Genomic DNA, 19074 nt, shown 5'->3' with positions numbered 1-19074 from the left:
GCCCACGTCCAGCACCAGGTGCTCCGGCCGCAGGTGGGGCCGCAGCGCCAGCAACACCTCCCGCACCTGGGGCACCGGCACCGCCACCACCACCAGCTCCGCGCCCTCGAGCAGCTCCGGCACCGACCCCGCCCGCAGCCCCTCGGGCAGCGACGCCCCCGGGTCCATCGCCCGGTAGCCCACGTCCGCCGCTTCGAGCAGCGCTCCCAACGCACGTCCAAACCGTCCGTACCCCAGCAGGGCGATTCTTGGCATTCTGTAAGTTTACATGAATAACGGCAGAGTTCGGCAGGCCCCTGAAGTGCTGGGAGGTGGGTGAAACACGACCGCCGGGCCCGTCTGGAGAGAGCGGGCCCGGCGGTGTGGGTGCTGCCAGTCGGTGGGTGAAGCCGGGGGCTACTTGCCGGCCCGGGCCTGCGCCCAGGTCATGCAGGGCTCGGTCTTCTCCGGGGTGACGAGGAACGGCTGCGCGCGGCTCAGGCCCTGGGTGGCGCCGAGCCACGGGTCGCCGATGCTGCCGGCGCCGTCGAACACGAGGGCGGTCCAGTCGTTCTGCGACGCGGTGAAGAGGTCCAGGGTGTCTCCGTCGCCGTTGAGGTCCCGGGCGATGTAGTTGGCCTGGATGCTCCCGTTGGCGTTGAAGTCGAGGTTGGCGCTCGCGGTGCCGCTGACGAACGTGCTGTTGAGGCGCACGCCGTAGTGGGCCAGGTCCGCCTCGGTGGTGGGGGCCAGGGGCGCGAAGGCGTAGACCTCACTGACGGAGGCCTCGCTGACGGAGGCGATGCGCAGGCGCGAGTAGTCGAGCACGCCGTCCGTGCCGTCCACGCGCAGGCCGCCCAGCTGGTACACGTAGCTCATCAGGCTCAGGTAGTTGGGCTTGTAGTTCACGTCCTCGTTGCCGCCGTGCCGCAGGCCGATGTTGTGCCCCAGCTCGTGCATGAGGGTGCCGGCCTGCTGCTGCTCCGTGCCGCCCGGGACGCCCCAGTTGCCCAGCGTCATGATGAAGTCGTGGGCGGGGATGCCGCGCGAGATGCCGCTGGAGCCGCCGCCGTTGTAGTGGTCCGCCACCAGCAGGTAGTGGAAGAACGGCGCGCGGCGCGTGGCGAAGTACTTGGCCTTGATGACGTCGAAGTCCGTCCACACGGGGTTCAGGTCCGTGTCCACGTCCGCCGCGGCGATCTGCTGATCCGCCACCAGGTGCAGCGCGATGCCCGCGGAGCCGTCGTGGTTCGTCACGGGCGCGGTGGCGAACGCCGCCGTCACGCGATCCATCGCGGCCTGGGTGGGCTTGAGGCCGGGGTAGTAGTCCATCTCCACGAAGATGTCCTTCTTCCTCGGGTTCGCGCCGTAGTAGCGCAGGTCGACGCCGGCATAGCCATACAGCTCCGCGAAGTCGCTGATGCGGTCGCCGTCCGTGTCGGAGTTGAACGGGTTGGTGCCGTAGCGGCTCTCCGCGGCGTCACAGATGCCGTCGGTGTCGGAGTCCACGGCGGTGGTCAGACAGAGGTACACGGGCTGCACGTTGGAGATCTGATACGTGTTGCCTTCCTGCGTCACCTCCTCGTACTTGGGCTTGTGATACACGCCCACGGAGCGATAGCCCGCGCGGGTGTAGAGGAGCCGGAGCGCTTCCTGGCCGGAGGCCACGGTGAGCAGCTGCACCTGGTCCTCACCGTTGTGGTTGCCATACGCGTCGAAGACGTAGAGGCCCGACGACTCCGTCTGCCGGAAGGTGGGGTTCACGCCACAGCCATTGCCGCTGCAGATGCCGGAGGTGACCGTCACCGTCGCGTCCTGGATGGCGCTGCCCGACGCAGCGTCGTAGACGTAGCCGTAGACACACCCGTTCAGTCCGACAATGGCCATGGCGGCCGTCAGCAGGTTCTTGTGAAACATGGAAAGGCGTCCCCTCGTAAAAGTCTGGGGCTGGGCGTTGCGCACCAGCCGAGACCTTTACGAAGCCCGCCGCCAATATTCCTCAGGCCCGTCGAAATATTCTTCGCCGGGCCTTCTGGCGGGACTGGGACGCCGTGTTTCAGGCGCGGACGTATGCGGGAGGCAGTGCATCACCGGGTCCCAGGCCGGTGGCCCCCGTCGCGAGCGGCTCGCCGCGGGAGCGCAGCGCGCGCGCCCGGCCCCAGAGCCACGCGAGGCCCCGGCCCGCGTCCCGCACCAGCGCCGCGGGGGCCTCACGCGACAGCAGCAGCGGGCCCTTCAGTGTGCCCTGCGGCGCCTGGCCCGGCATCGGGTTGATGCCGATGCCCTGCTCGTAGACCATCTTCCCGCCGAGCGACGCCGTGTAGAGCGCGAAGGCGCACGCGCCCAGGCCCAGCACCGTCGTCGTCACGGTGGGGGCCCGTCCCAGCCGCCACGCCATCAGGCCCAGCGCGCCCAGCGTGATGACGGCGTTCCCCGCGCCGTGCACGAACGTCATGTCCCGGGCACGCGGCGCCTCCAGGCGCACCTCCTGGCTCGCCGCCAGGCCCGCCACGCCGGCCAGCACCGCGCTTCCCGCGCCCACCACCCACAGCCGGCGGCCCACCTTCGCCCAGGCCCGGTCCCCCGTCATCACCACGATGAGGTCCGCCACGGCCGCCGTCGGCAGCAACGCCAATGGCAGATGCACCACCGACGGGTGCAGTTCATGAAGCAACATCTCCCTGTCCATCATCCCCTCCCGGGTTGATTGCGCTGGAAGGTAGCCATGGGGCAGGGCGCCCGCGCAGGCCGATGCCGTATTGGACGACGGGCTTGAGGCCGTTCACCTTCGTCTCGTCCTCGCCCACGGTGATGGCGGTGTTCTGGTAGGCGAGGCCTCCGCCGGCCTGCACGTAGAAGCCGAAGTCGGACTGACCGAAGCGGAACAGGTACGCGGGCGCGAGGGTGAAGTAGTGAAGCCGCGTGTCCCCCCTGATGAAATCCGTGCCGTCACTGAGGCTGGCGAAGAGCCAGCGAAGATCCGCGAAGAGGGCCTCGCGGAGCAGCTCGCTGTCGAGTGAGCGACCGTACTCCCAGGTGGCGCGCACGCCCAGGCCGGGCCGGTTGTCGGAGAAGTCGCCGCGGGCGCTGTCCACCAGCAGCAGGCCGCCGCCCAGCTCCACCGCGACGCCCAGGTTGGGGTCGTCCAGGCGGGAGAGCTTGTCGAAGCCGTCGTCGTTCTCCCGTTCCGCGGCTTCGCGGAACTCGTCGGTTTCGTCCACCAGCTTGCGGCGGCGCTCGTAGGCGTCTTCGTCCGCCTTCTCGGCCTTCTCCGAGGCGCGGGCGGCCTCGTCATCCGGATAGGCGTACGGGTCGTCTTCGTCCGCTTGTGCGAGCGCGGGGGATGCGAGGAGCAGGCTGCCGGCGAGGCCGGCCTTGAGCCAGGTGTTCAAGGGAGCGGGCCTCATTGGAAGATGTTGGGGCAGGTGGCGCCGCCCGTCGCGCTGGCAGGGCAGACGCCGAGTTCCTGGAGCCGACCCCGGGGAATCTGCAGGTGGTCGATGAACTCGTTGCACACGGCCTTCTTCAGCTCCAGGTCCGTGATGTGCGTGAGGATGGGGCTCAGGGCCACGGCCAGTTCGAACCGGGTCTGGTCGCCCAGGAAGAGCTCGGTGAGCTGGAAGATGCCCGGCGTGGCGGGCGTCGTGTCGTAGTAGGAGGCGACGACAGCGCGCTGGAGCACGGCCTCCTGCCCGGAGGAGCGGCCCGCCTGGTAGAGCGCGGTGGCCAGCAGCGTGCCCAGCTTGTACTCGTTGCCGGCGCCCGACCAGCCGCCCAGGTCCTGGTTCAGCATGTTCGTGTAGAGCAGCGCGCTCATGCAGCGGTCGCCGCGCGACAGGTCCCGCTCGTCCGTCACCGCGGAGAAGGGGCCGCCGTCGAAGGAGGAGGCGAGGAAGCGCGGATCACACCCGCTGGGGCTGCGGCAGGTGGCGCCATAGGCGTGGTAGTCCGCGAGCCCCTCGTCCAGGCCCTTGAGGATGTTGGCGCCCATGCTGGGCGACTCCTGGGCCCAGAGCGACAGCGACCGCGGCAGCGACTGGGTGGCGTAGGCCAGCCGGTTGAAGACGAGGTGCGAGTACTCGTGCGCCATCACCGCCGCGTTGAGCGGCAGGGGCGCGCGTTGGATCTGATCGAACGGCAGCACCATGAACGACTGGAGCACCGGGTAGAAGATGGCGTTGTCGCGCGCGGGGTCCTTGCTCGACTGCGCCTGGATGAACTCCGGGAAGTAGTAGAGCTTGGGGACGGGCTCGAAGTCGGCCGTCTTCACGTTGCCGACGACGCGGAAGTACTCGTTGGCGCGCTCGAGGTTGTAATACGAGGTCACCATGTTCCAGGAGTGGAAGTCCGCGGGCCAGAGGACGTCCTCGCCCGTCTTCTCATCCTTCTGGCTGATGTAGCTGGCCTTCACGTCGTGGCCGGACTTCTTGAGCAGCACGTCGGCGACGGTCTCCTCGGTCGCGTTGTTGAGCGCCGGATCATTGATGTCGATGACGATGCGCGCGCCTCCCTGGAGGTCACCGACGGTGCCCTTGAGGCCGACGACGTCCTCGATGGTGGTGAGTTCGACCTGCGTGGGGACGTACTGGCCATTGCTGGAGCGGGCGAGGACGGAGACCTTGACGGGCGCCTCGCTGTCTGGCGCGCAGCCTGCGGCCAGTCCCAGCCCGACGGCGGCGGTGATGACTGTTCGGAGCATGACGCCGTTTTACTCCGGACCGCTCAGAACGTGTATTCCCCTCCGAGTGTGAGCAGGCCGGAGGCCTCCGCGGGCAGGTCCTCCGGGACGTCCCGCTGGAGGGCCACGGAGGCCCACACCCTCACGGGCTCACCCAGGCGGACCGTCCACCGGGTGGCCAGCACGTGGGCCACGCCCTGGGTGGGCACGTACCGGGTGAAGGCGTAGGAGAGCTGGCCCCGGACGCGGGCGTTCAGCCGCCAGGTGAGGGACGGCTTCAGGTCGAACCGGGCCGGGGCGGAGGGGAAGCCCGTGCCGGCGTTGACGTCCGCCATGCGCCGCGTCACGGCCGCGCCCAGGTCCCGGAGCTGGCGCAGGCGCAGGCGCGACAGCAGCCTCCGGGCGGCGAGCTGGTCCTCGAGCCGGGTCTCCAGGGCCGTCCACTCGGCGTCGGTGAACTGGCCCGCGGTGAGCGGGTCCTCGCTGTAGAGGGACAGCCCCGCGCGCAGGCCCAGCTCCCAGCGGCCCTCCCAGATGAGCCTTGCGCCCAGGGTGGGGCGGGCCACCCAGAGGACGTCCTCCCTTTCGTACCGCACGCTCGTGGCGCCGTCGGAGACGGTGAGCAGCTGGCGGCGCAGCGGGTAGCGGCCGAGCCCCAGGCCCGCGTCCACGCCGTACTCCACCGCCTTGAAGCCCGCCGAGTCGTAGCCCGCCGCGAGCTGCAGGCCCTGGCTGCCGTAGCCCGTCCGGGCGGTGAGGCCGGGGAGGTCGCGCCGGGGCAGCTCCGGGGTGAGCCGCGTGTCGGAGCCCTTGGGCAGCCCCAGGCTGACGGCGCCGGACAGGAGCCAGTGCTCCCCCGCCAGATGGTCCACCCCCACGGAGAGCTGGTGGGTGGCGGCGGTGCCTGCCTCCGGACGCGCGCCGGTGTAGCCGAGCGTGAGGAACGTCGTCTCGCCCACGCCCACGTCGCCCAGCAGGCTCCAGAGCCCGTAGCCGTGGCCCGCGCTCGCCTCGACGGTGAGGGAGCTCTCCGCGGACTCCTCGGCCCGGGCGGCACCGGCCCAGAGCAGGGCCAGCCACAGCCCCACGCCGACACGCATTCCGCTGTGCATGCTTCCTCCAACCCGGGGGGGGCTTCCCGGTTGCGGGGAGGCGCCAACCTGGCCGCTCCGACGCCCGTCTTCCGAGGGAGGAAGGGGGTGTTGGGAGCCACGGATTCCTTGACGCGCTGTTTCCACGATCCGGTATGGTGCCCGGCCTTCCTTCCCGAACAAAACGCAGGCGGTCTCCATGGCGGTCCCGTTCATCTCCGAGGTCAAGCGTACCCATACCTGCGGTCAGCTCACGGCCGCGAACGTCGGCGAAGAGGTCGTCCTCTTCGGCTGGGTGCACAACCGCCGTGACCACGGTGGCGCGGTGTTCATCGACCTGCGGGACCGCGACGGGCTGACCCAGGTGGTGTTCGAGCCGGACGCGAAGGAGGCCCACGAGATTGCCGGCAGCCTGCGCCTGGAGTTCTGCATCGGCATCAAGGGCAAGGTGCTGTCGCGCGGCAAGAACGTGAACCCGAAGATGAAGACGGGGGAGATCGAGGTGAAGGCCTCGGACCTGACCATCTTCAACCGCTCGGAGCCCACGCCGTTCCTCATCGAGGACAACGTGGACACGTCCGAGGAGAAGCGGCTGGCGCACCGCTATCTGGACCTGCGCCGGGGGCCCCTGCAGCGCACGCTGATGACGCGCTCGAAGATGAACGCGCTCACGCGTGCGTACATGCACGGCAACAACTTCCTGGAGCTGGAGACGCCCTTCATGGGCAAGTACACGCCGGGTGGGGCGCGCAACTTCCTGGTGCCCAGCCGGCTGAACCCGGGCAAGTTCTACGCGCTGGCGGAGAGCCCTCAGCTGTACAAGCAGCTGTTCATGGTCGCGGGCTTCGACCGGTACTTCCAGATCGTGAAGTGCTTCCGCGACGAGGACCTGCGCCTGGACCGGCAGCCGGAGTTCACGCAGATCGACGTGGAGATGAGCTTCGTCACCCAGGACGACATCTTCACCATCATCGAAGGGCTGTTGAAGAAGCTGTGGGGCGAGGTGCTGGGCCTGGACATCCCCACGCCGTTCCAGCGGATGGACTTCTACGAGTCCATGGCGAAGTACGGCAACGACAAGCCGGACCTGAGATTCGGGCTGGAGCACATCGTGCTCACCGACCTCATCCGCGAGCACGGCGCCGCGGGCGGCGTGCCCATGATGTGGGACGCGGTGCAGGAGAAGGGCATCGTCAAGGCGATGGTCGTCCCCGCGGAGAAGGCGCTGTCCCGCGCGGAGAGCGACAAGCTGGAGGACTTCGCGAAGCAGGCGGGGGCCAAGGGCCTGGCGCGCGCGAAGGTGGGCGAGGGCGGTGAGTGGACCCAGTCCCCGCTGTCCAAGACGATTACACCGGCGCTGCGGCTGGCCATCAACCAGGCGTGCAACGCGAAGCCGGGCGACCTGCTGCTGTTCCAGTTCGGCCGCGAGTCGCTGGTGCACACGGTGATGGCGAACCTGCGCGTGCACGTGGCGAAGAAGCTGGGCCTCATCCCGGAGTACGGCAGCGGCGGCCAGTGGAAGTTCCTCTGGGTGGTGAACCCGCCCCTCTTCGAGTTCGACGAGGAGACGAACACCTGGGCGGCGGCGCACCACGCCTTCACGCGTCCGCATGACGAGGACGTGCAGCATCTCCTGTCGGATCCGGGCCGCGTGAAGTGCCACCGCTACGACGTGGTGCTCAACGGCTTCGAGATCGGCGGCGGGTCCATCCGCCTGCATGACCCCAAGGTGCAGTCGGAGGTGTTCCAGGCGCTGGGCATCCAGGAGGAGGAGGCGCGCACCAAGTTCGGCTTCCTGCTGGACGCGCTCAAGTTCGGCGCGCCCCCGCACGGCGGCATCGCGCTGGGCATGGACCGCCTGGTGATGCTGCTGACCGGCGCCGAGTCCCTGCGCGACGTCATCCCGTTCCCGAAGACGAAGACGGGCACGGACACGATGACGGGCGCCCCCGGTGACGTGGACGAGAAGCAGCTGCGCGAGCTGCACGTGCGCTCCGTCCCGCTGCCGCAGAAGTAGTGTCGCGCGCCGCACCCCTGGCCCCGCTGGGAGGCCAGGGGGAGTGGCGTGAATGCGACGCCGGCCTCCGGGGCCGGGTGGACATCCCCTGAACCGTTGCCATTGAGGACCGGTGGCGTGCGAGGGGAGGGTCCGGATGGCGGCGTGGCGGCAGGCCTGGGTGGGGTGGATGCTGGGGTGGGCCCTGCTGGGTTCGGCCCCGGCCCTGGCGGCCGAGACGAAGATGCCTCCGGGGCTGACGGGTGACTGGAGCGGCGTGCGCGGGTTGCTGTTCGAGCTGGGGGTGTCGCTCCAGGTCCGCTACGCCACGGAGCTCGCCTACAACGCGCGGGGTGGCAAGGGGCATGCGCTCCGGCAGGCGGGCCAGTTCGACGTGGGGCTCGGGCTGGACACGGAGAAGCTGTTCGGCCTGCCCGGCGGCACCTTCAAGTTCACGTTCACGCACCGCAACGGCAACAACCTGGGCGCGGACATGGAGCTGGGCACGCTGCAGCTCGTGCAGGAGGTGTACGGCCGCGGCAACGTGGGGCGCATCACCCAGCTCTGGTACGAGCAGCTCCTCCTGGACGGGCGACTGCACTGGAAGCTGGGGCGCGTCACCGTGGGCGAGGACTCGGCGGACTTCCGCTGCGACTTCCAGAACCTGACCTTCTGCGGCGCGCAGCCCGGCAACATCGTGGGCAACTACTGGTTCAACTGGCCGGTGAGCCAGTGGGGCACGCGGCTGCGGCTGGACACGCTGAAGGTGGCCTACGTGCAGCTCGCCGCCTATGAAATCAACCCGCGCAACCTGGACCCGTCCTTCTACCTGGGGCGCTTCTCCGGAGCGACCGGGGTGATGCTGCCCCTGGAGCTGGGGTGGAACCCGAAGTTCGACGGGCAGCGGCTGGAGGGGCTCTACAAGCTGGGCGTCTGGTACAACACGTCCAACGCGAACGACGTGCTGCTCGAAGGCGTCCAGCGCAGCGGGCGCTACGGCGCGTACCTCGTGGTGCGCCAGCAGCTCACGCATGTGCGGGGCGCGGCGAACGAGGCGCAGGGGCTCAGCGTCTTCGTGCGCCTGACGCACACGGACCGCGACACCTCCGCCGTGGACAGCCAGTACACCGCGGGCCTGGGCTACACGGGCCTCTTCGGACGGCCGGACGACGACGTGGGCTTCGCGCTGGGCCGCACGCACCCCAACGGGCGCTACGTCACGTCCCAGCGGCTGAAGCAGCAGCAGGACCCCACGGCACCCGTGTCCCGCTCGGAGTACCTGGGGGAGCTGTACTACAGCCTGCACGCGATGCCGTGGCTCGTGCTGCGTCCGAACTTCCAGTACATCCGCCCGGGCGCCGACGAGCGCGCGCGCGACGCCATCGTGCTGGGGCTCAAGGGCGCGTTGAGCCTGTAGGGATTCGGGGGGATGCCCCTGCCGTGCCGCGCTGGGGGTGGCCTAGACTTGGGGCCATGGCCCTGTCGCCCTCGTGGCATGCGTGGCTGTCGGAGAACCTGCTGCGTGGCGTGGCGGCGGACGCGCTGGCCCGGGCCCTCGTGGAGGGTGGGGTGGCCCCGGAGGACGCTCGCGCGGAGGTGGAGCGCGCGCGGCGGCACCCGGCGGTGGAGTCCGGCGTCCGACAGATGGGGGTGGGCGCGGAGGTGGCGTCGCTGCTGGACGTGCGGGCCGCGCTGCATGCGCAGGCGGACTTCCGGGTGGAGCGGCGGCGGGGTGTGTCCGCCGAGGCGTTCCGCGACGGCTACTACCGCGCGCACCGGCCCGTCATCCTGGAGGACTTCCTGGAGGGCTGGCCGCTGTTGGAGCGGTGGCGGCCGGAGGCGCTCGCGCGGACGCATGGCGAGGTGGAGGTGGAGGTGATGACGGGCCGCGAGTCCCGCGCGGACCATGACCTGTCCCCGGATGCGTGTCGCACGGTGATGCGGCTGGCGGAGTTCCTCCACCGGCTGGAGCACGGCGGGGCCACCAACGACCTGTACCTCACCGCGCGCAACTTCGCGCTGGAGCGGCCGGAGTTGCGCGGGCTGTTGGACGACGTGCGCTTTGCTCCCGGCTTCCTGCATCCGCGTCCGGAGCCCGGGGGCATCAAGCTGTGGATCGGCCCGGCCGGCACGCGCACGGCGCTGCACCATGACGTGGACTCAGTGCTGTTCGGCCAGGTCCACGGGCGCAAGCGGTTCTGGTTGATCCCCTCATTCGAGACGCCGCGCGTGTACAACCACACGCATGTGTGGAGCGCGGTGGACGCGTCCGCGCCGGACCTGGCGCGCTTCCCCGCCTTCGGCGCGGCGCACGTGCACGAGGTGGTGCTGGGGCCCGGTGAGCTGCTCTTCATCCCGGTGGGGTGGTGGCACCAGGTGCATGCGCTCGAGGTGAGCGTGTCGGTGACGTTCCAGTCCCTGGACGTGCCGGGCGGCAATGCGCGGTGGCACACCTCCGGATGAGGCATGCCCCCGCGCGGGCCGGTTATTCGTCGAGGTTTTTGCGCTGGGGCGTTTCAGGAAGGGGCGGCGTGGGCGGCGGCGGCGTGGGCTCGGGAGTCCTGCGACGGAGCGGGTCGCCCTCCTCTTCTCCGGGAGGGGTCGGCGGGGGATTCGGGACGATCTGGTGCGAGTTCGAAGGAGGAGTCATTGGAGTCCGCTCAACGTGGATGTGGACAACCCAAAACGTTCAGCCCGATGCGGGGGGACCGTAGATGAAGAACGCCCTCCCCCCTGAAATGAAAACGTGGCTGGCGGAGAACCTTGTGCGTGGGGTGTCTTCCGCGAGGCTCGTGGCCACGTTGGAAGCGGCGGGCATGGATTCCGAAGCCGCACGGGACGGGGTGCGCGCCGCCGAGACTCACCCTTCAGTGGTAGGCGGCCGGAGCCACGCGGAACGGTCGACTGTGTTGGCATCACTGCTCGCGGCGCGGTCGCAGCTGTACCGACAGGCGCATCCGGAGCTCCAGGTGGAGCGGCGTCACCGGCTGCGTCCGGAGGAGTTCTTCACCGACTACTACCGGCGCAACCGGCCGGTCGTCATTGAAGGGCTGCTGGAGGACTGGCCCGCGCTGAAGCGGTGGACGCCCGCGTGGATGGCCGAGCGCTTCGGTGACGAGCGGGTGGAGGTGATGGCGGGGCGCGATGCCCAGGCGCTGCCGGACTTCCATGCCGACCGCCTGCGCCGCGAGGTGCCCCTGCGCGAATTGCTCGCGCGCTTCGAAGGTGCGCCGACGAACGACATGTATCTGGTGGCGCGCAACAGCCTGCTGCTGCGCGACGCCTTCCGGCCGCTGCTGGAGGACCTGCGTGCCCCGGAGGGCTATATCCATCCGGACCTGGGTGGGCCTGACCGCGTGCATGTGTGGCTGGGGCCCGCGGGGACGCTGTCCAACCTGCACCACGACCATCTCAACGTCCTGTTCTGCCAGGTGTGGGGCCGCAAGCAGGTGTGGCTCGCGCCGTCGTGGGAGACGCCGTGGATGTCCAACGTGCGCGGCTTCTACAGCGCGGTGGACGTGATGGCGCCGGACACGGTGCGCTTCCCGGACTTCGCTCGCGTGGCCCTGCACACGGTGGAGGTGGGGCCCGGGGACGTGCTCTTCATCCCGGTGGGGTGGTGGCATGCGCTGCGGGCGCTGGACCCGAGCCTGTCCGTCACGTTCGTGAACTTCGAGGAGACTCCCGGCTTCAACACCTTCTGGCGCGAGGGCTGGCTGGGCGCCACGCCCTCGGAGGAGCACCGATGAGTGCGTCGCGCGAAGTGAAGGCGGAGGGCTCGCCGCTGACGCCCGAGTGGCGACGGTGGCTGGTGGAGAACCTGCTGCGCGGCACGGCGCCGCGCGAGCTGGTGTCCGCGTTGGAGAAGGCGGGCGTGGCGGCGCAGACGGCGCGGCAGGCGGTGGCGGCGGAGCAGCGGGAGCCCTTCGTCGTCGGGGCCCTGGGCGCGGTGGGGATGCAGCGCAAGCTGGAGGGGCTGCTGGATGTCTATGCCGAGCTGTTCCAGCAGACGGACACGCCGCCCCGGGTGGACCTCCACGAGGCGCTCGCGCCGTCCGCGTTCTTCGAGCGCTACTACTTCCAGAACCTGCCGGTGGTGCTGCGCGACGCGTGGGCTTCCACGTTGGAGCCCGCGACGTGGGCCCCTGAAGCTGTCGCGGCCCTGCTGGGTGAGCGCGAGGCGCGTCATGCGTGCTGCGTGCCGCTGTTCGAGGACGCGCGACTGGAGCCCCTGGCGCGGGGACTGCCCACGCCTCGGGGGCTCGCGGCGGAGGATGCGCGCGCGTGCGAGCCCCGCCTGTGGTGGGAGCCCGCGGGGGCGGAGGTCCCGCTCAGGGCCGCGCGGCGCAATGTGTTGCTTGCCCAGGTGCGGGGCGCGCGGAATCTCCAGCTTGTCCCGGCGTTCGAGCTGACGCGCGTGGCGTCGGCCGTGGACGACAAGGCCGCGCCCCTGCGCCTGGAGGTGACGCTGTCGCCCGGGGAGCTGCTGCTGGTGCCGGTGGGCTGGTGGTACGGCTTCCATGCGCCGGAGGGCGGGCTCGCCGTTTCGTTCGAGGCGTTCGCGCTGCCGGTGCCGAACGTGACGTGGGAGTCCGACGCGGAGCCGCTGCCGTCCGCGCTGCCGCCGCTGGAGTGACGGCCCTGCTCGCGCGCGGGGCTACTGGTACAGCAGGACCTTGTCCACCCAGCTCATGCCGGGCTGTTGCCGGCGCCATTCGAGGCGCTCGGCGCGCAGGGCCTGGGAGGGCTCCGCTCCAGCCTGGATGCGCTCGCGCACTTCGCGGAAGAAGGCGCCTGCGTCGTTCGGGATGTCCGCCGTCGCCGCGAAGACGGCCCTCGCTCCCGAGGCGAGGAACGCCTGCGGCAGGGACGACGTCTGGTGGAGGATGGGCGCGAGCCGGGCCGCGCTGCACGCGCCCAGCACCACCAGCGGCGCGCCGTGCAGGTGCCGGCGCCGCAGCTCCTCCGCCGTGAGCGCGTAGTGGCCGTCCTGCTGCGGTGAGAGCGCGATGACCGTGGCGTCCGACAGCGCGCGGTCCACCACGCCGTGCGCGTGGATGTCGATGTCGGTGGCCTGCTCCATCGCTTCCAGCACGCGCTCGGGCGTGGCCTGCATGCCCTTGAGGCGCAGCAAGCGCTGCGCTCCTTCCAGGTCCGCGTCCGCCGCCGAGGGCAGCCGCGCCAGCCGCAGCGACGCGGGCGGCTCCACGTCCGAGACGACGACGTGCAGCGGAGCCTTCATGGGCGGAGGTGCCTGGGCGCCCGTGCCCACGCGGTAGCTCCACGCGAGGTCCGGCGGCAGGATGCCCGCGCGGCTGTCCAGGGGCGGCGCGGCCAGCACGGCGACGCGGGGACAGTCGCGCAGCAGCGCCACCAGCTCCGGGGGAACCAGCCCCGTCAGCTCATCGCGCAGGGGCTGCGTGCGGGACGCGTCGTAGTGGCCGCGCACCTGCCCCTGGAGCCCGCGCACCACCGTCACCGTGCGCTCATCCTCCACCGCCGCCGCCAGCACGCAGCCCTCCGGCACGGGCACCTGGAGGCTCTCGGCCACCACGTCCAGCGCTTCCCGGAAGGCGCCCGCGTGGCCCGCGCTCACCGCCAGCGTCTGGAAGGCCACGACCCGCGCGTCGCGCGCATCCGCGTAGGTCCGCAGCAGGGGCTCCGCTTCGGCGATGGCGCGGCGGAGCACCTGCTGACCCTTGCGCCAGTCGCGGGCCACCATGAAGCGGCCCTCGATGAGCGTGGCCAGCACGCGCCGGCCCGCGTTCTCCATCAACGGCGTCACCCGCCCCAGCTCCGCGCGCAGGCGCGCTTCGTCGGACGGTCGCGGATCCAGGCGCGCGAGGTCCGCGAGGATCCACGCGCCCTGCAACCCGGGCGTCTGGCCACACGCCAGCGAGGCCTCCATTTCGTTGCGCGCCTCCTGCGGACGGAAGCGCATCAGCGCGAGCGAGGCCAGGTTGCGGTGCGCCTGCGTGCGCGCCATGCAGTCGTCGGGCTGCCGGGCCAGGGACTCGGTGAGGTAGGCGCGCGACAGGGCCACCCGCCGCTGGAAGCGCGTCGCGTTGGCCAGCATCACGAGCGCGGCGCCCTCGCGCTCCCACTCCCCCAGCGCGGCGGCCTCCTGCCACGCGGCACGCGCGGACTCCTCGCCCTCCACCAACCGGTTCGACGCGGTCGCGCGCTGGCTCAGCCGCGTGAGCACGTCCACACAGCGCAGGGGCAGCTTGTGCTCGCGGCACCCCGTCAGCGCCGCCCGCAGCCGGTCCCCCGCCTGGGCTCCCAGCCCCGCCAGGTCATCCAGCCGTGCCCCCTCCACCTCCACGCGCAAGAGGATCCACGGGTCGCTCACATCGCGCGTCAGGGCCCGCAGCTCCTCCTGCGTGCGCGCCACGCCGGGCGTGCGCAGCAGCGCGCCCAGCAGCAGGTCGCGGGCCGTCTCCTCCTGGCGCAGCCGTTCGATGAAGCCCGCGGGCGACGGATGCTGCTCCAGCACCAACTGCACGTACTCGCGCGCAAGCGGGGCCCGGCGCGTGAAGTCCATCACGGCCAGCCGCTCCACGCTGTCCTCCAGCGCGCGGCCTCCGGATGCATGGTCCAGCACGGTGGCGAGCGGTAGCAACTCCCGCACCCGCGCCGCGTCCTCCGCGGCCCACAGCAGGTCATAGAAGCGCTCGCGCGCGAGCCCCGGGAAGCGGCTGACCGTCTCCACCGGCAGCGGCGCGTCTGGCGTGCGCAGCCGGGCGAGGAGCACGTCGCGGGCCGTCTTCCACGCGTCCGCCCGCTCCTGGAAACGGGCGCGCAAGCTCCGGGCCTGCTCCTTCGCCTCGTCGCTCCAGCCGGGCTCGCCCTGCGCGGCCACCTCTTCGAAGGTGGTGGCGGCGACGAGCGACAGGCCCAGCTCGCGCATCAACACGGCCCGGTTCCAGCGCGCCTGCGGGGACTCGGGCGCCGCTTCGAGCGTGGCGTCCAGCAGCTCCAGGGCCTCGTCGTGACGCCCGCGCATGAGGGCGGCGGCGGCCTGGGCCGTGTCCCTGTCCGGCGACGGCGGCACGTGCGACAGGTGCGCGAGCGCCTGCTCCGTGTAGCCATGCAGCAGGTAGCTGATGGCGACCCCGTACGCGTCGCCCCGCTCGTCCAGCCGGGACAGGGCCCCCAGCGGCACCGGGCGGGCCGCGGGGCCTGGCTCCACAGGGGGGACGAAGCGGCGGTGCACGTCCGCCGCGGGGTGGGCAAGGCGCACTTCCAGGGGGCGCGTGGGCAGGTCCGACAGCCACAGCGAGGACAGCTCCGGGCCCGCGGCGCGTTGCTTCCAAAAGCGCACGGCGCCAAAGCCCGCGGCCATGCAGAACGCGAGTCCCACCCAGAACCCCGCGCGCCCGAGGCCCGTGCTCCGTGAGCGGCGCGTGCCTCGGGGCGAGTCCTGCCTGTCAGCCATCCGGGGCCTCCCGCGTGCCCCCGCCGACCTTGCGCGGGTCCTACGGCCAACAGTCTAGGGCCAAGTCCCCCGGGCCTGACAGACCCCGGGGGCGACCGTGGGGCTTCCGGACGTTCGCGGCCGGACGCTCTACTCGACCTTCAGAGGGGCGCGCGTGGCCTCCACGACCCGGTGGATGGGGTACAGCTCCCCCACCGTGAGGGTGTCGTCGAGGAACTGCCAGCGGCAGAAGCCGTCATCCGAGTGCGGCTCCAGCAGGTAGGTGATGAGGGTTCCCGTGCGCTGGTCGGTGGGGACCTTGAGGGTGCCGGCGGGGAACTCGCGCTCGGAGCGCTCGGGGGCCACGGTGAGGACGGTCTCAAAGCGCACGGGCTTCGGCTTCTGGCTGAGGGGGACTTCGCTCTGGCCCGGCGGGGGCACGTTGGCGGCCACGTCCGGGCTGAAGGTCTGCTCGCGGCGGGCGATGCGGTAGCTGTCCACCTGGAAGCGCTGCGCCGTGGCGAGCTTCTCGAAGCGGATGCCGTGGCCTTCCAGTCGCGACGCGAGCGACGCGGGCACCAGGTACGCGGACGGGATGCTCACCGCCTGGGTGGGCACGAAGGTGCGGTAGTGCGGCATCTTGTAGGCCTTGCGGCGCTTGCCCGGGTAGCGCCGGCCTTCGATGCTGGCCTCGTCGTAGGAGTTGATGGTGGCCGTGTCGTCCTCCCGCGCGTAGGCCGGGTAGTCGAACACCAGGGCGCCTTCCCCGTCGCGCTGGGCGACGCCGTAGTTGATGCCCACGCGCTGCTGCACGTCGGGGTTCTTGCCGCGGGCGATGATGGCGGCCTCCTCGAAGTCGGTGGCGGCGCGGTAGCCCTTGGCGTAGCGGGCGGCGTCGCGGATCAGCTCCAGCACCCACGCGCGGGTGACAGCGCAGCGGCGGGGGAAGTCGATGTAGCTGTACGTCTCCAGCAGCACGTCCAGGCGGCCCAGCAGGCCCCGGTAGTGGCTGCCGAAGCGGGGCAGCGCGGGGTAGGTGTGCCAGCCGGAGCGCGGGTCGCCTTCCTTGAGGAAGTTGCCGTACCAGTGGCTGTCGAAGCCGTGCTTCTTCTTCACGGCGGCGGACACGCGCTCGGCCAGCTCGCGGTTGTAGTCGCGTGAGGCGGAGAGGAGATCCGCGTTGCCGTGGGGGATGTCGAAGGTGAGGTCGAAGGCGTGGATGCTGCCGTCGGTGGTGTGGCAGTCCACGAAGAGGTGCGGCCACCACGTCTGGTACAGCTTCGCGACGGCGCGCGTCTCCGGCGCCTCCTGCTTCATGTTGTCGCGGTTGAGGTTCCAGCCCTCGCCGGTGTAGCGCATGCCCACGCCGCCGGCCGGGTTCACCTGGCCCTCCAGGTTCTTCAGGTCGAGCGCGCGGTTTCCCGGGCTGATGCGATCATTGCCGTCCGGGTTGAAGTTGGGGATGAAGACGAGGCAGAGCCTGTCGAGCAGCTTCTTGCCCAGCGACGTGAGGGTGAGGTCGCGCGCGAGCCCCATCAGGGTCTCCTTGCCCTCCACCTCACCGGCGTGGATGTTGGCCTCCACCATCACGATGATCTTCTTCTGCTTGCGCGCCAGCTCCGGCGTGAAGCAGTTGCGGTCGCTGATGACGAGCGAGATGAGCGGCTGACCCTCGCCGCTCTGGCCGAAGTCCACGCGCTTCGCGAGCTTCGTCTGCGCGCAGAGCGCGTCGACGAACGCGACCACGTCGGCGCTGCGAGAGGTTTCCTGGTAGTCGGTGGCTTCCGCACGGGTGCGCAACTGGGGGATGGGCATAGGGCGCGCATCCGAGCGCTCCGTGCATGCTCCGTCAAGCACGTGCGAGGGCGGATGAGGAGGACCCGGCATTCTCGCCGCGCGGGAACCGCCTTGGGGCCCGGCTTGCCGCATCGTGGCGGAGTCCCGTATGAGACCGGGCTGGGTGTCCATGGAGGGGGAGTTCATGATGCGAAGTGGCAAGCGACGTGTGCGCGCCCTGGGCGTGCTCGTGCTGGGGTGCGCGGTGGTGTGGGGGCCGGGCTGCAAGAAGGAGGCGCCCGCGGCCGTGGCGTCCCTGGATGCGGGCGTGGCCCCGGCGGCGGTGGCCGTGCGTGACGCGGCCCCGGTCGCGGAGGTGCGCAAGCCGCTGCGCTTCTCGGACGTGACGTTCCTTTCCAAGGACGACGACCTGAAGGTCTCCTACACGCTGACCAACCCGGGCACGGCGCAGGGCCGGGGCGAGGCGTGCCTGTGGCTGCACGACGACAAGGGGGAGGTCATCGAAGCGCTGAAGCTGGGCGTCTTCAGCCTGAAGGGCGGCACGTCCGACACGTTCCAGGACGCCGCGACGGTGGCGCGCACGTTCTGGAAGCAGGCCCGGTCGGTGCGCCTGTTCACGACGGTGGGCGATTGCAAGCGCTCTCCGCCCCAGGCGACCAGCGAGGTCCTGCACGTCCTGCCGACGGGGCAGCCGGTGCCGCCGGGCGGACCTGCGCCCCGGAACGTGGTGGCGGCGCAGCCGGCGGACTTCGCGCTGTCGAACGTCGAGCTGAACCGGGACGAGGCGGGCACCGCGTACTCCATCACCTACACGGTGAAGAACCTGAGCGGCCGGCGCGCGTCGGGGACCGCGTGCCTGCGCGCGTACACCGGCGAGGGGTGCCCGTGTCACATCGAGGAGACGCCGAGCGGTGAGTTCAGCCTCCCGCCGGGAGGGTCGGAGCTGATCACCGACACCATCCTCTTCGACGACGAGAAGCACTGGGACGACGTGAAGGTGCTGCGGCTCTTCGCGACCTCGAAGGGCTGCGCGAACGCAGCGGACGCCACGAACGTCGGCTTCAAGGTCGACAAGCCCGACGCGTTCCGGGATCCCCGGGAGTTCATCGACGTGGCCGGGGAGCCGGAGCTGGATCCGGACAACCCCGACGCCGTGGTGGACGTGCCGGACGAACTCCCCGTGGAGCAGGATGAGCCCTACTCGGATTCACCGGAGGACACGGGTCACTGACGCGCTTCGCGAAGCCAGGAGGAACCATGGACCTTGTCACCTCTCCGCTGTTGGGACGGCCCATTCATTGGATGGGCCTGCCCGTCGCCTTGCTCCTCGGCGTCGCCTGCTCAACTTCTGCACATGAAGCAGGGCCACGCAGCACTCGTGAGTACCTGGCACAAGCCGTCGACGCCTGCCGTCCTGGTGAACCGAGTCCGGTGTGCTGCTGGAAGAAATTCAGGAGCGCCGATGCGTGCGGGATGACGGCCTCCGAGGCGGCAGAAGCTGCCACGTTGATGCAGGGCATGCGCGAGGCGCAGAAGGCGACCAGCGCCGAGGCCGCCGACCCGGACGAGGGATGGCGACAGCACTGCATTGATACGTACACGCTGTGCGCGAGCCAGAAAAAGCCGAGATGGACGGGAGACTGCAATGCTTGCATGGAGCGCTGCAGGGGCCAGCACCAATGGCCGTTCGAACTCTGTCAGCAGGGAAAGGATGGGCGGGGCTGATGCCGGGCGACTGGGACAGGGTGAGGGAGCTGGGCAACCAGCTTCCCGAAGATGCCGAGCTGCCAGTGACGGACGAACTGCGCGAGCTGCTACTGCGCGTGGCCCCTGACGTGGCGCTCACCGCGGTGGAAGCGAGTGAGGCCTTGTCCTCGCCGGTGTCGGCCGCCGCGTTCCTTCGCGAGGTGCACCGCCGCATCCGAGACGGCTCGCGTCGGCTGTCGCGTGCCTTGGTGGAGTCGTACAAGTTGAAGCAGGCCGGGGATCTCGCCGCCGCGCGTCAGGTGCTCTCTCGCATCGCCGACGTCGAGGTCGTCCCGCTCTACCGGGAGCAGGTCCAGATTGCGCTGGACCATGTGGATGCGCCCGAGGAAGAAACCGGCCACTGACGCGC

At 70.6% G+C, this 19074-nt stretch carries 16 protein-coding genes; 8 read left to right on the top strand and 8 right to left on the bottom strand.

Features of this window, described 5'->3' with window-relative positions; all coding sequences use genetic code 11:
• The 6 genes from D7X12_RS07990 to D7X12_RS07965 all read right to left on the bottom strand — a co-directional run.
• A partial coding sequence (locus D7X12_RS07990) for a prephenate dehydrogenase/arogenate dehydrogenase family protein (protein ID WP_120624667.1) occupies window positions 1-255 on the bottom strand: 255 nt, incomplete at its 3' end.
• A 141-nt stretch (window positions 256-396) separates the two neighbouring features.
• Window positions 397-1896: a zinc metalloprotease gene (locus tag D7X12_RS07985; protein WP_120624663.1), complete on the bottom strand. Its 1500-nt coding sequence runs from the start codon at window positions 1894-1896 to the stop codon at window positions 397-399.
• Window positions 1897-2035: 139 nt separating this feature from the next.
• Window positions 2036-2656 carry a DUF2231 domain-containing protein gene (locus D7X12_RS07980; RefSeq protein ID WP_244224428.1) on the bottom strand — a complete coding sequence of 207 codons (621 nt, stop codon included), beginning with the start codon at window positions 2654-2656 and terminating at the stop codon, window positions 2036-2038.
• Window positions 2643-3371: a hypothetical protein gene (locus D7X12_RS07975; RefSeq protein ID WP_208718879.1), complete on the bottom strand. Its 729-nt coding sequence runs from the start codon at window positions 3369-3371 to the stop codon at window positions 2643-2645. Before D7X12_RS07975 ends, D7X12_RS07980 begins: the two co-directional genes overlap by 14 nt.
• 11 nt (window positions 3372-3382) lie before the next feature.
• Window positions 3383-4678: a hypothetical protein gene (locus D7X12_RS07970; protein ID WP_120624661.1), complete on the bottom strand. Its 1296-nt coding sequence runs from the start codon at window positions 4676-4678 to the stop codon at window positions 3383-3385.
• Window positions 4679-4701: 23 nt separating this feature from the next.
• Window positions 4702-5769, bottom strand: a complete 1068-nt coding sequence (locus tag D7X12_RS07965) for a hypothetical protein (RefSeq protein WP_147443574.1) — start codon at window positions 5767-5769, stop codon at window positions 4702-4704.
• A 178-nt stretch (window positions 5770-5947) separates the two neighbouring features.
• Here D7X12_RS07965 and aspS point away from each other — a divergent pair, with 178 nt between their 5' ends.
• The 5 genes from aspS (at window position 5948) to D7X12_RS07940 (ending at window position 12380) form a co-directional block, all read left to right on the top strand.
• Window positions 5948-7765, top strand: coding sequence for an aspartate--tRNA ligase (aspS, locus tag D7X12_RS07960; protein ID WP_120624659.1), 1818 nt, complete (start codon window positions 5948-5950; stop codon window positions 7763-7765).
• Window positions 7766-7901: 136 nt separating this feature from the next.
• Entirely contained in the window at window positions 7902-9161 is a 1260-nt protein-coding gene (locus D7X12_RS07955; protein ID WP_120624658.1) for a carbohydrate porin, read from the top strand.
• A gap of 56 nt (window positions 9162-9217) precedes the next feature.
• Entirely contained in the window at window positions 9218-10207 is a 990-nt protein-coding gene (locus D7X12_RS07950) for a cupin-like domain-containing protein (protein WP_120624657.1), read from the top strand.
• A gap of 443 nt (window positions 10208-10650) precedes the next feature.
• Window positions 10651-11493, top strand: a complete 843-nt coding sequence (locus D7X12_RS07945) for a cupin-like domain-containing protein (protein ID WP_244224427.1) — start codon at window positions 10651-10653, stop codon at window positions 11491-11493.
• Window positions 11490-12380: a hypothetical protein gene (locus tag D7X12_RS07940; protein ID WP_120624656.1), complete on the top strand. Its 891-nt coding sequence runs from the start codon at window positions 11490-11492 to the stop codon at window positions 12378-12380. Before D7X12_RS07945 ends, D7X12_RS07940 begins: the two co-directional genes overlap by 4 nt.
• A 21-nt stretch (window positions 12381-12401) precedes the next feature.
• Here the strand turns inward: D7X12_RS07940 and D7X12_RS07935 are convergent, their stop codons facing one another.
• Both D7X12_RS07935 and D7X12_RS07930 read right to left on the bottom strand, forming a co-directional pair.
• Window positions 12402-15182: a CHAT domain-containing protein gene (locus D7X12_RS07935; RefSeq protein WP_120624655.1), complete on the bottom strand. Its 2781-nt coding sequence runs from the start codon at window positions 15180-15182 to the stop codon at window positions 12402-12404.
• Window positions 15183-15311: 129 nt separating this feature from the next.
• Entirely contained in the window at window positions 15312-16976 is a 1665-nt protein-coding gene (locus tag D7X12_RS07930; protein WP_120624654.1) for a M14 family metallopeptidase, read from the bottom strand.
• Window positions 16977-17142: 166 nt separating this feature from the next.
• Here D7X12_RS07930 and D7X12_RS07925 point away from each other — a divergent pair, with 166 nt between their 5' ends.
• Genes D7X12_RS07925 through D7X12_RS07915 form a run of 3 tightly spaced genes read left to right on the top strand, consistent with a single transcriptional unit; the run spans window position 17143 to window position 19069 of the window.
• Window positions 17143-18189 carry a hypothetical protein gene (locus D7X12_RS07925; RefSeq protein WP_147443573.1) on the top strand — a complete coding sequence of 349 codons (1047 nt, stop codon included), beginning with the start codon at window positions 17143-17145 and terminating at the stop codon, window positions 18187-18189.
• A gap of 26 nt (window positions 18190-18215) precedes the next feature.
• The gene (locus tag D7X12_RS42295) at window positions 18216-18683 is read left to right on the top strand and encodes a hypothetical protein (protein WP_147443572.1); all 468 of its coding nucleotides are present in this window, start codon (window positions 18216-18218) and stop codon (window positions 18681-18683) included.
• The gene (locus tag D7X12_RS07915) at window positions 18683-19069 is read left to right on the top strand and encodes a DUSAM domain-containing protein (protein WP_120624651.1); all 387 of its coding nucleotides are present in this window, start codon (window positions 18683-18685) and stop codon (window positions 19067-19069) included. Before D7X12_RS42295 ends, D7X12_RS07915 begins: the two co-directional genes overlap by 1 nt.
• The last annotated feature ends 5 nt before the right edge of the window (window positions 19070-19074 follow it).

This window comes from Corallococcus sicarius (genome assembly GCF_003611735.1).
In the GTDB taxonomy this organism is placed as follows: Bacteria; Myxococcota; Myxococcia; order Myxococcales; family Myxococcaceae; genus Corallococcus; species Corallococcus sicarius.
The sequence above is the reverse complement of the archived record's forward strand: the minus strand, read 5'-3'. Positions and strand labels throughout refer to the sequence as shown.

Excerpts from the sequence above, each read along its gene's own strand:
- D7X12_RS07985 (WP_120624663.1), bottom strand. The coding sequence starts at position 1,896 with ATGTTTCACAAGAACCTGCTGACGGCCGCCATGGCCATTGTCGGACTG.
- D7X12_RS07980 (WP_244224428.1), bottom strand. The coding sequence starts at position 2,656 with ATGTTGCTTCATGAACTGCACCCGTCGGTGGTGCATCTGCCATTGGCG.
- D7X12_RS07970 (WP_120624661.1), bottom strand. The coding sequence starts at position 4,678 with ATGCTCCGAACAGTCATCACCGCCGCCGTCGGGCTGGGACTGGCCGCA.
- D7X12_RS07965 (WP_147443574.1), bottom strand. The coding sequence starts at position 5,769 with ATGCACAGCGGAATGCGTGTCGGCGTGGGGCTGTGGCTGGCCCTGCTC.
- aspS (WP_120624659.1), top strand. The coding sequence starts at position 5,948 with ATGGCGGTCCCGTTCATCTCCGAGGTCAAGCGTACCCATACCTGCGGT.
- D7X12_RS07955 (WP_120624658.1), top strand. The coding sequence starts at position 7,902 with ATGGCGGCGTGGCGGCAGGCCTGGGTGGGGTGGATGCTGGGGTGGGCC.
- D7X12_RS07950 (WP_120624657.1), top strand. The coding sequence starts at position 9,218 with ATGGCCCTGTCGCCCTCGTGGCATGCGTGGCTGTCGGAGAACCTGCTG.
- D7X12_RS07940 (WP_120624656.1), top strand. The coding sequence starts at position 11,490 with ATGAGTGCGTCGCGCGAAGTGAAGGCGGAGGGCTCGCCGCTGACGCCC.
- D7X12_RS07935 (WP_120624655.1), bottom strand. The coding sequence starts at position 15,182 with ATGGCTGACAGGCAGGACTCGCCCCGAGGCACGCGCCGCTCACGGAGC.
- D7X12_RS07930 (WP_120624654.1), bottom strand. The coding sequence starts at position 16,976 with ATGCCCATCCCCCAGTTGCGCACCCGTGCGGAAGCCACCGACTACCAG.
- D7X12_RS07925 (WP_147443573.1), top strand. The coding sequence starts at position 17,143 with ATGATGCGAAGTGGCAAGCGACGTGTGCGCGCCCTGGGCGTGCTCGTG.
- D7X12_RS42295 (WP_147443572.1), top strand. The coding sequence starts at position 18,216 with ATGGACCTTGTCACCTCTCCGCTGTTGGGACGGCCCATTCATTGGATG.
- D7X12_RS07915 (WP_120624651.1), top strand. The coding sequence starts at position 18,683 with ATGCCGGGCGACTGGGACAGGGTGAGGGAGCTGGGCAACCAGCTTCCC.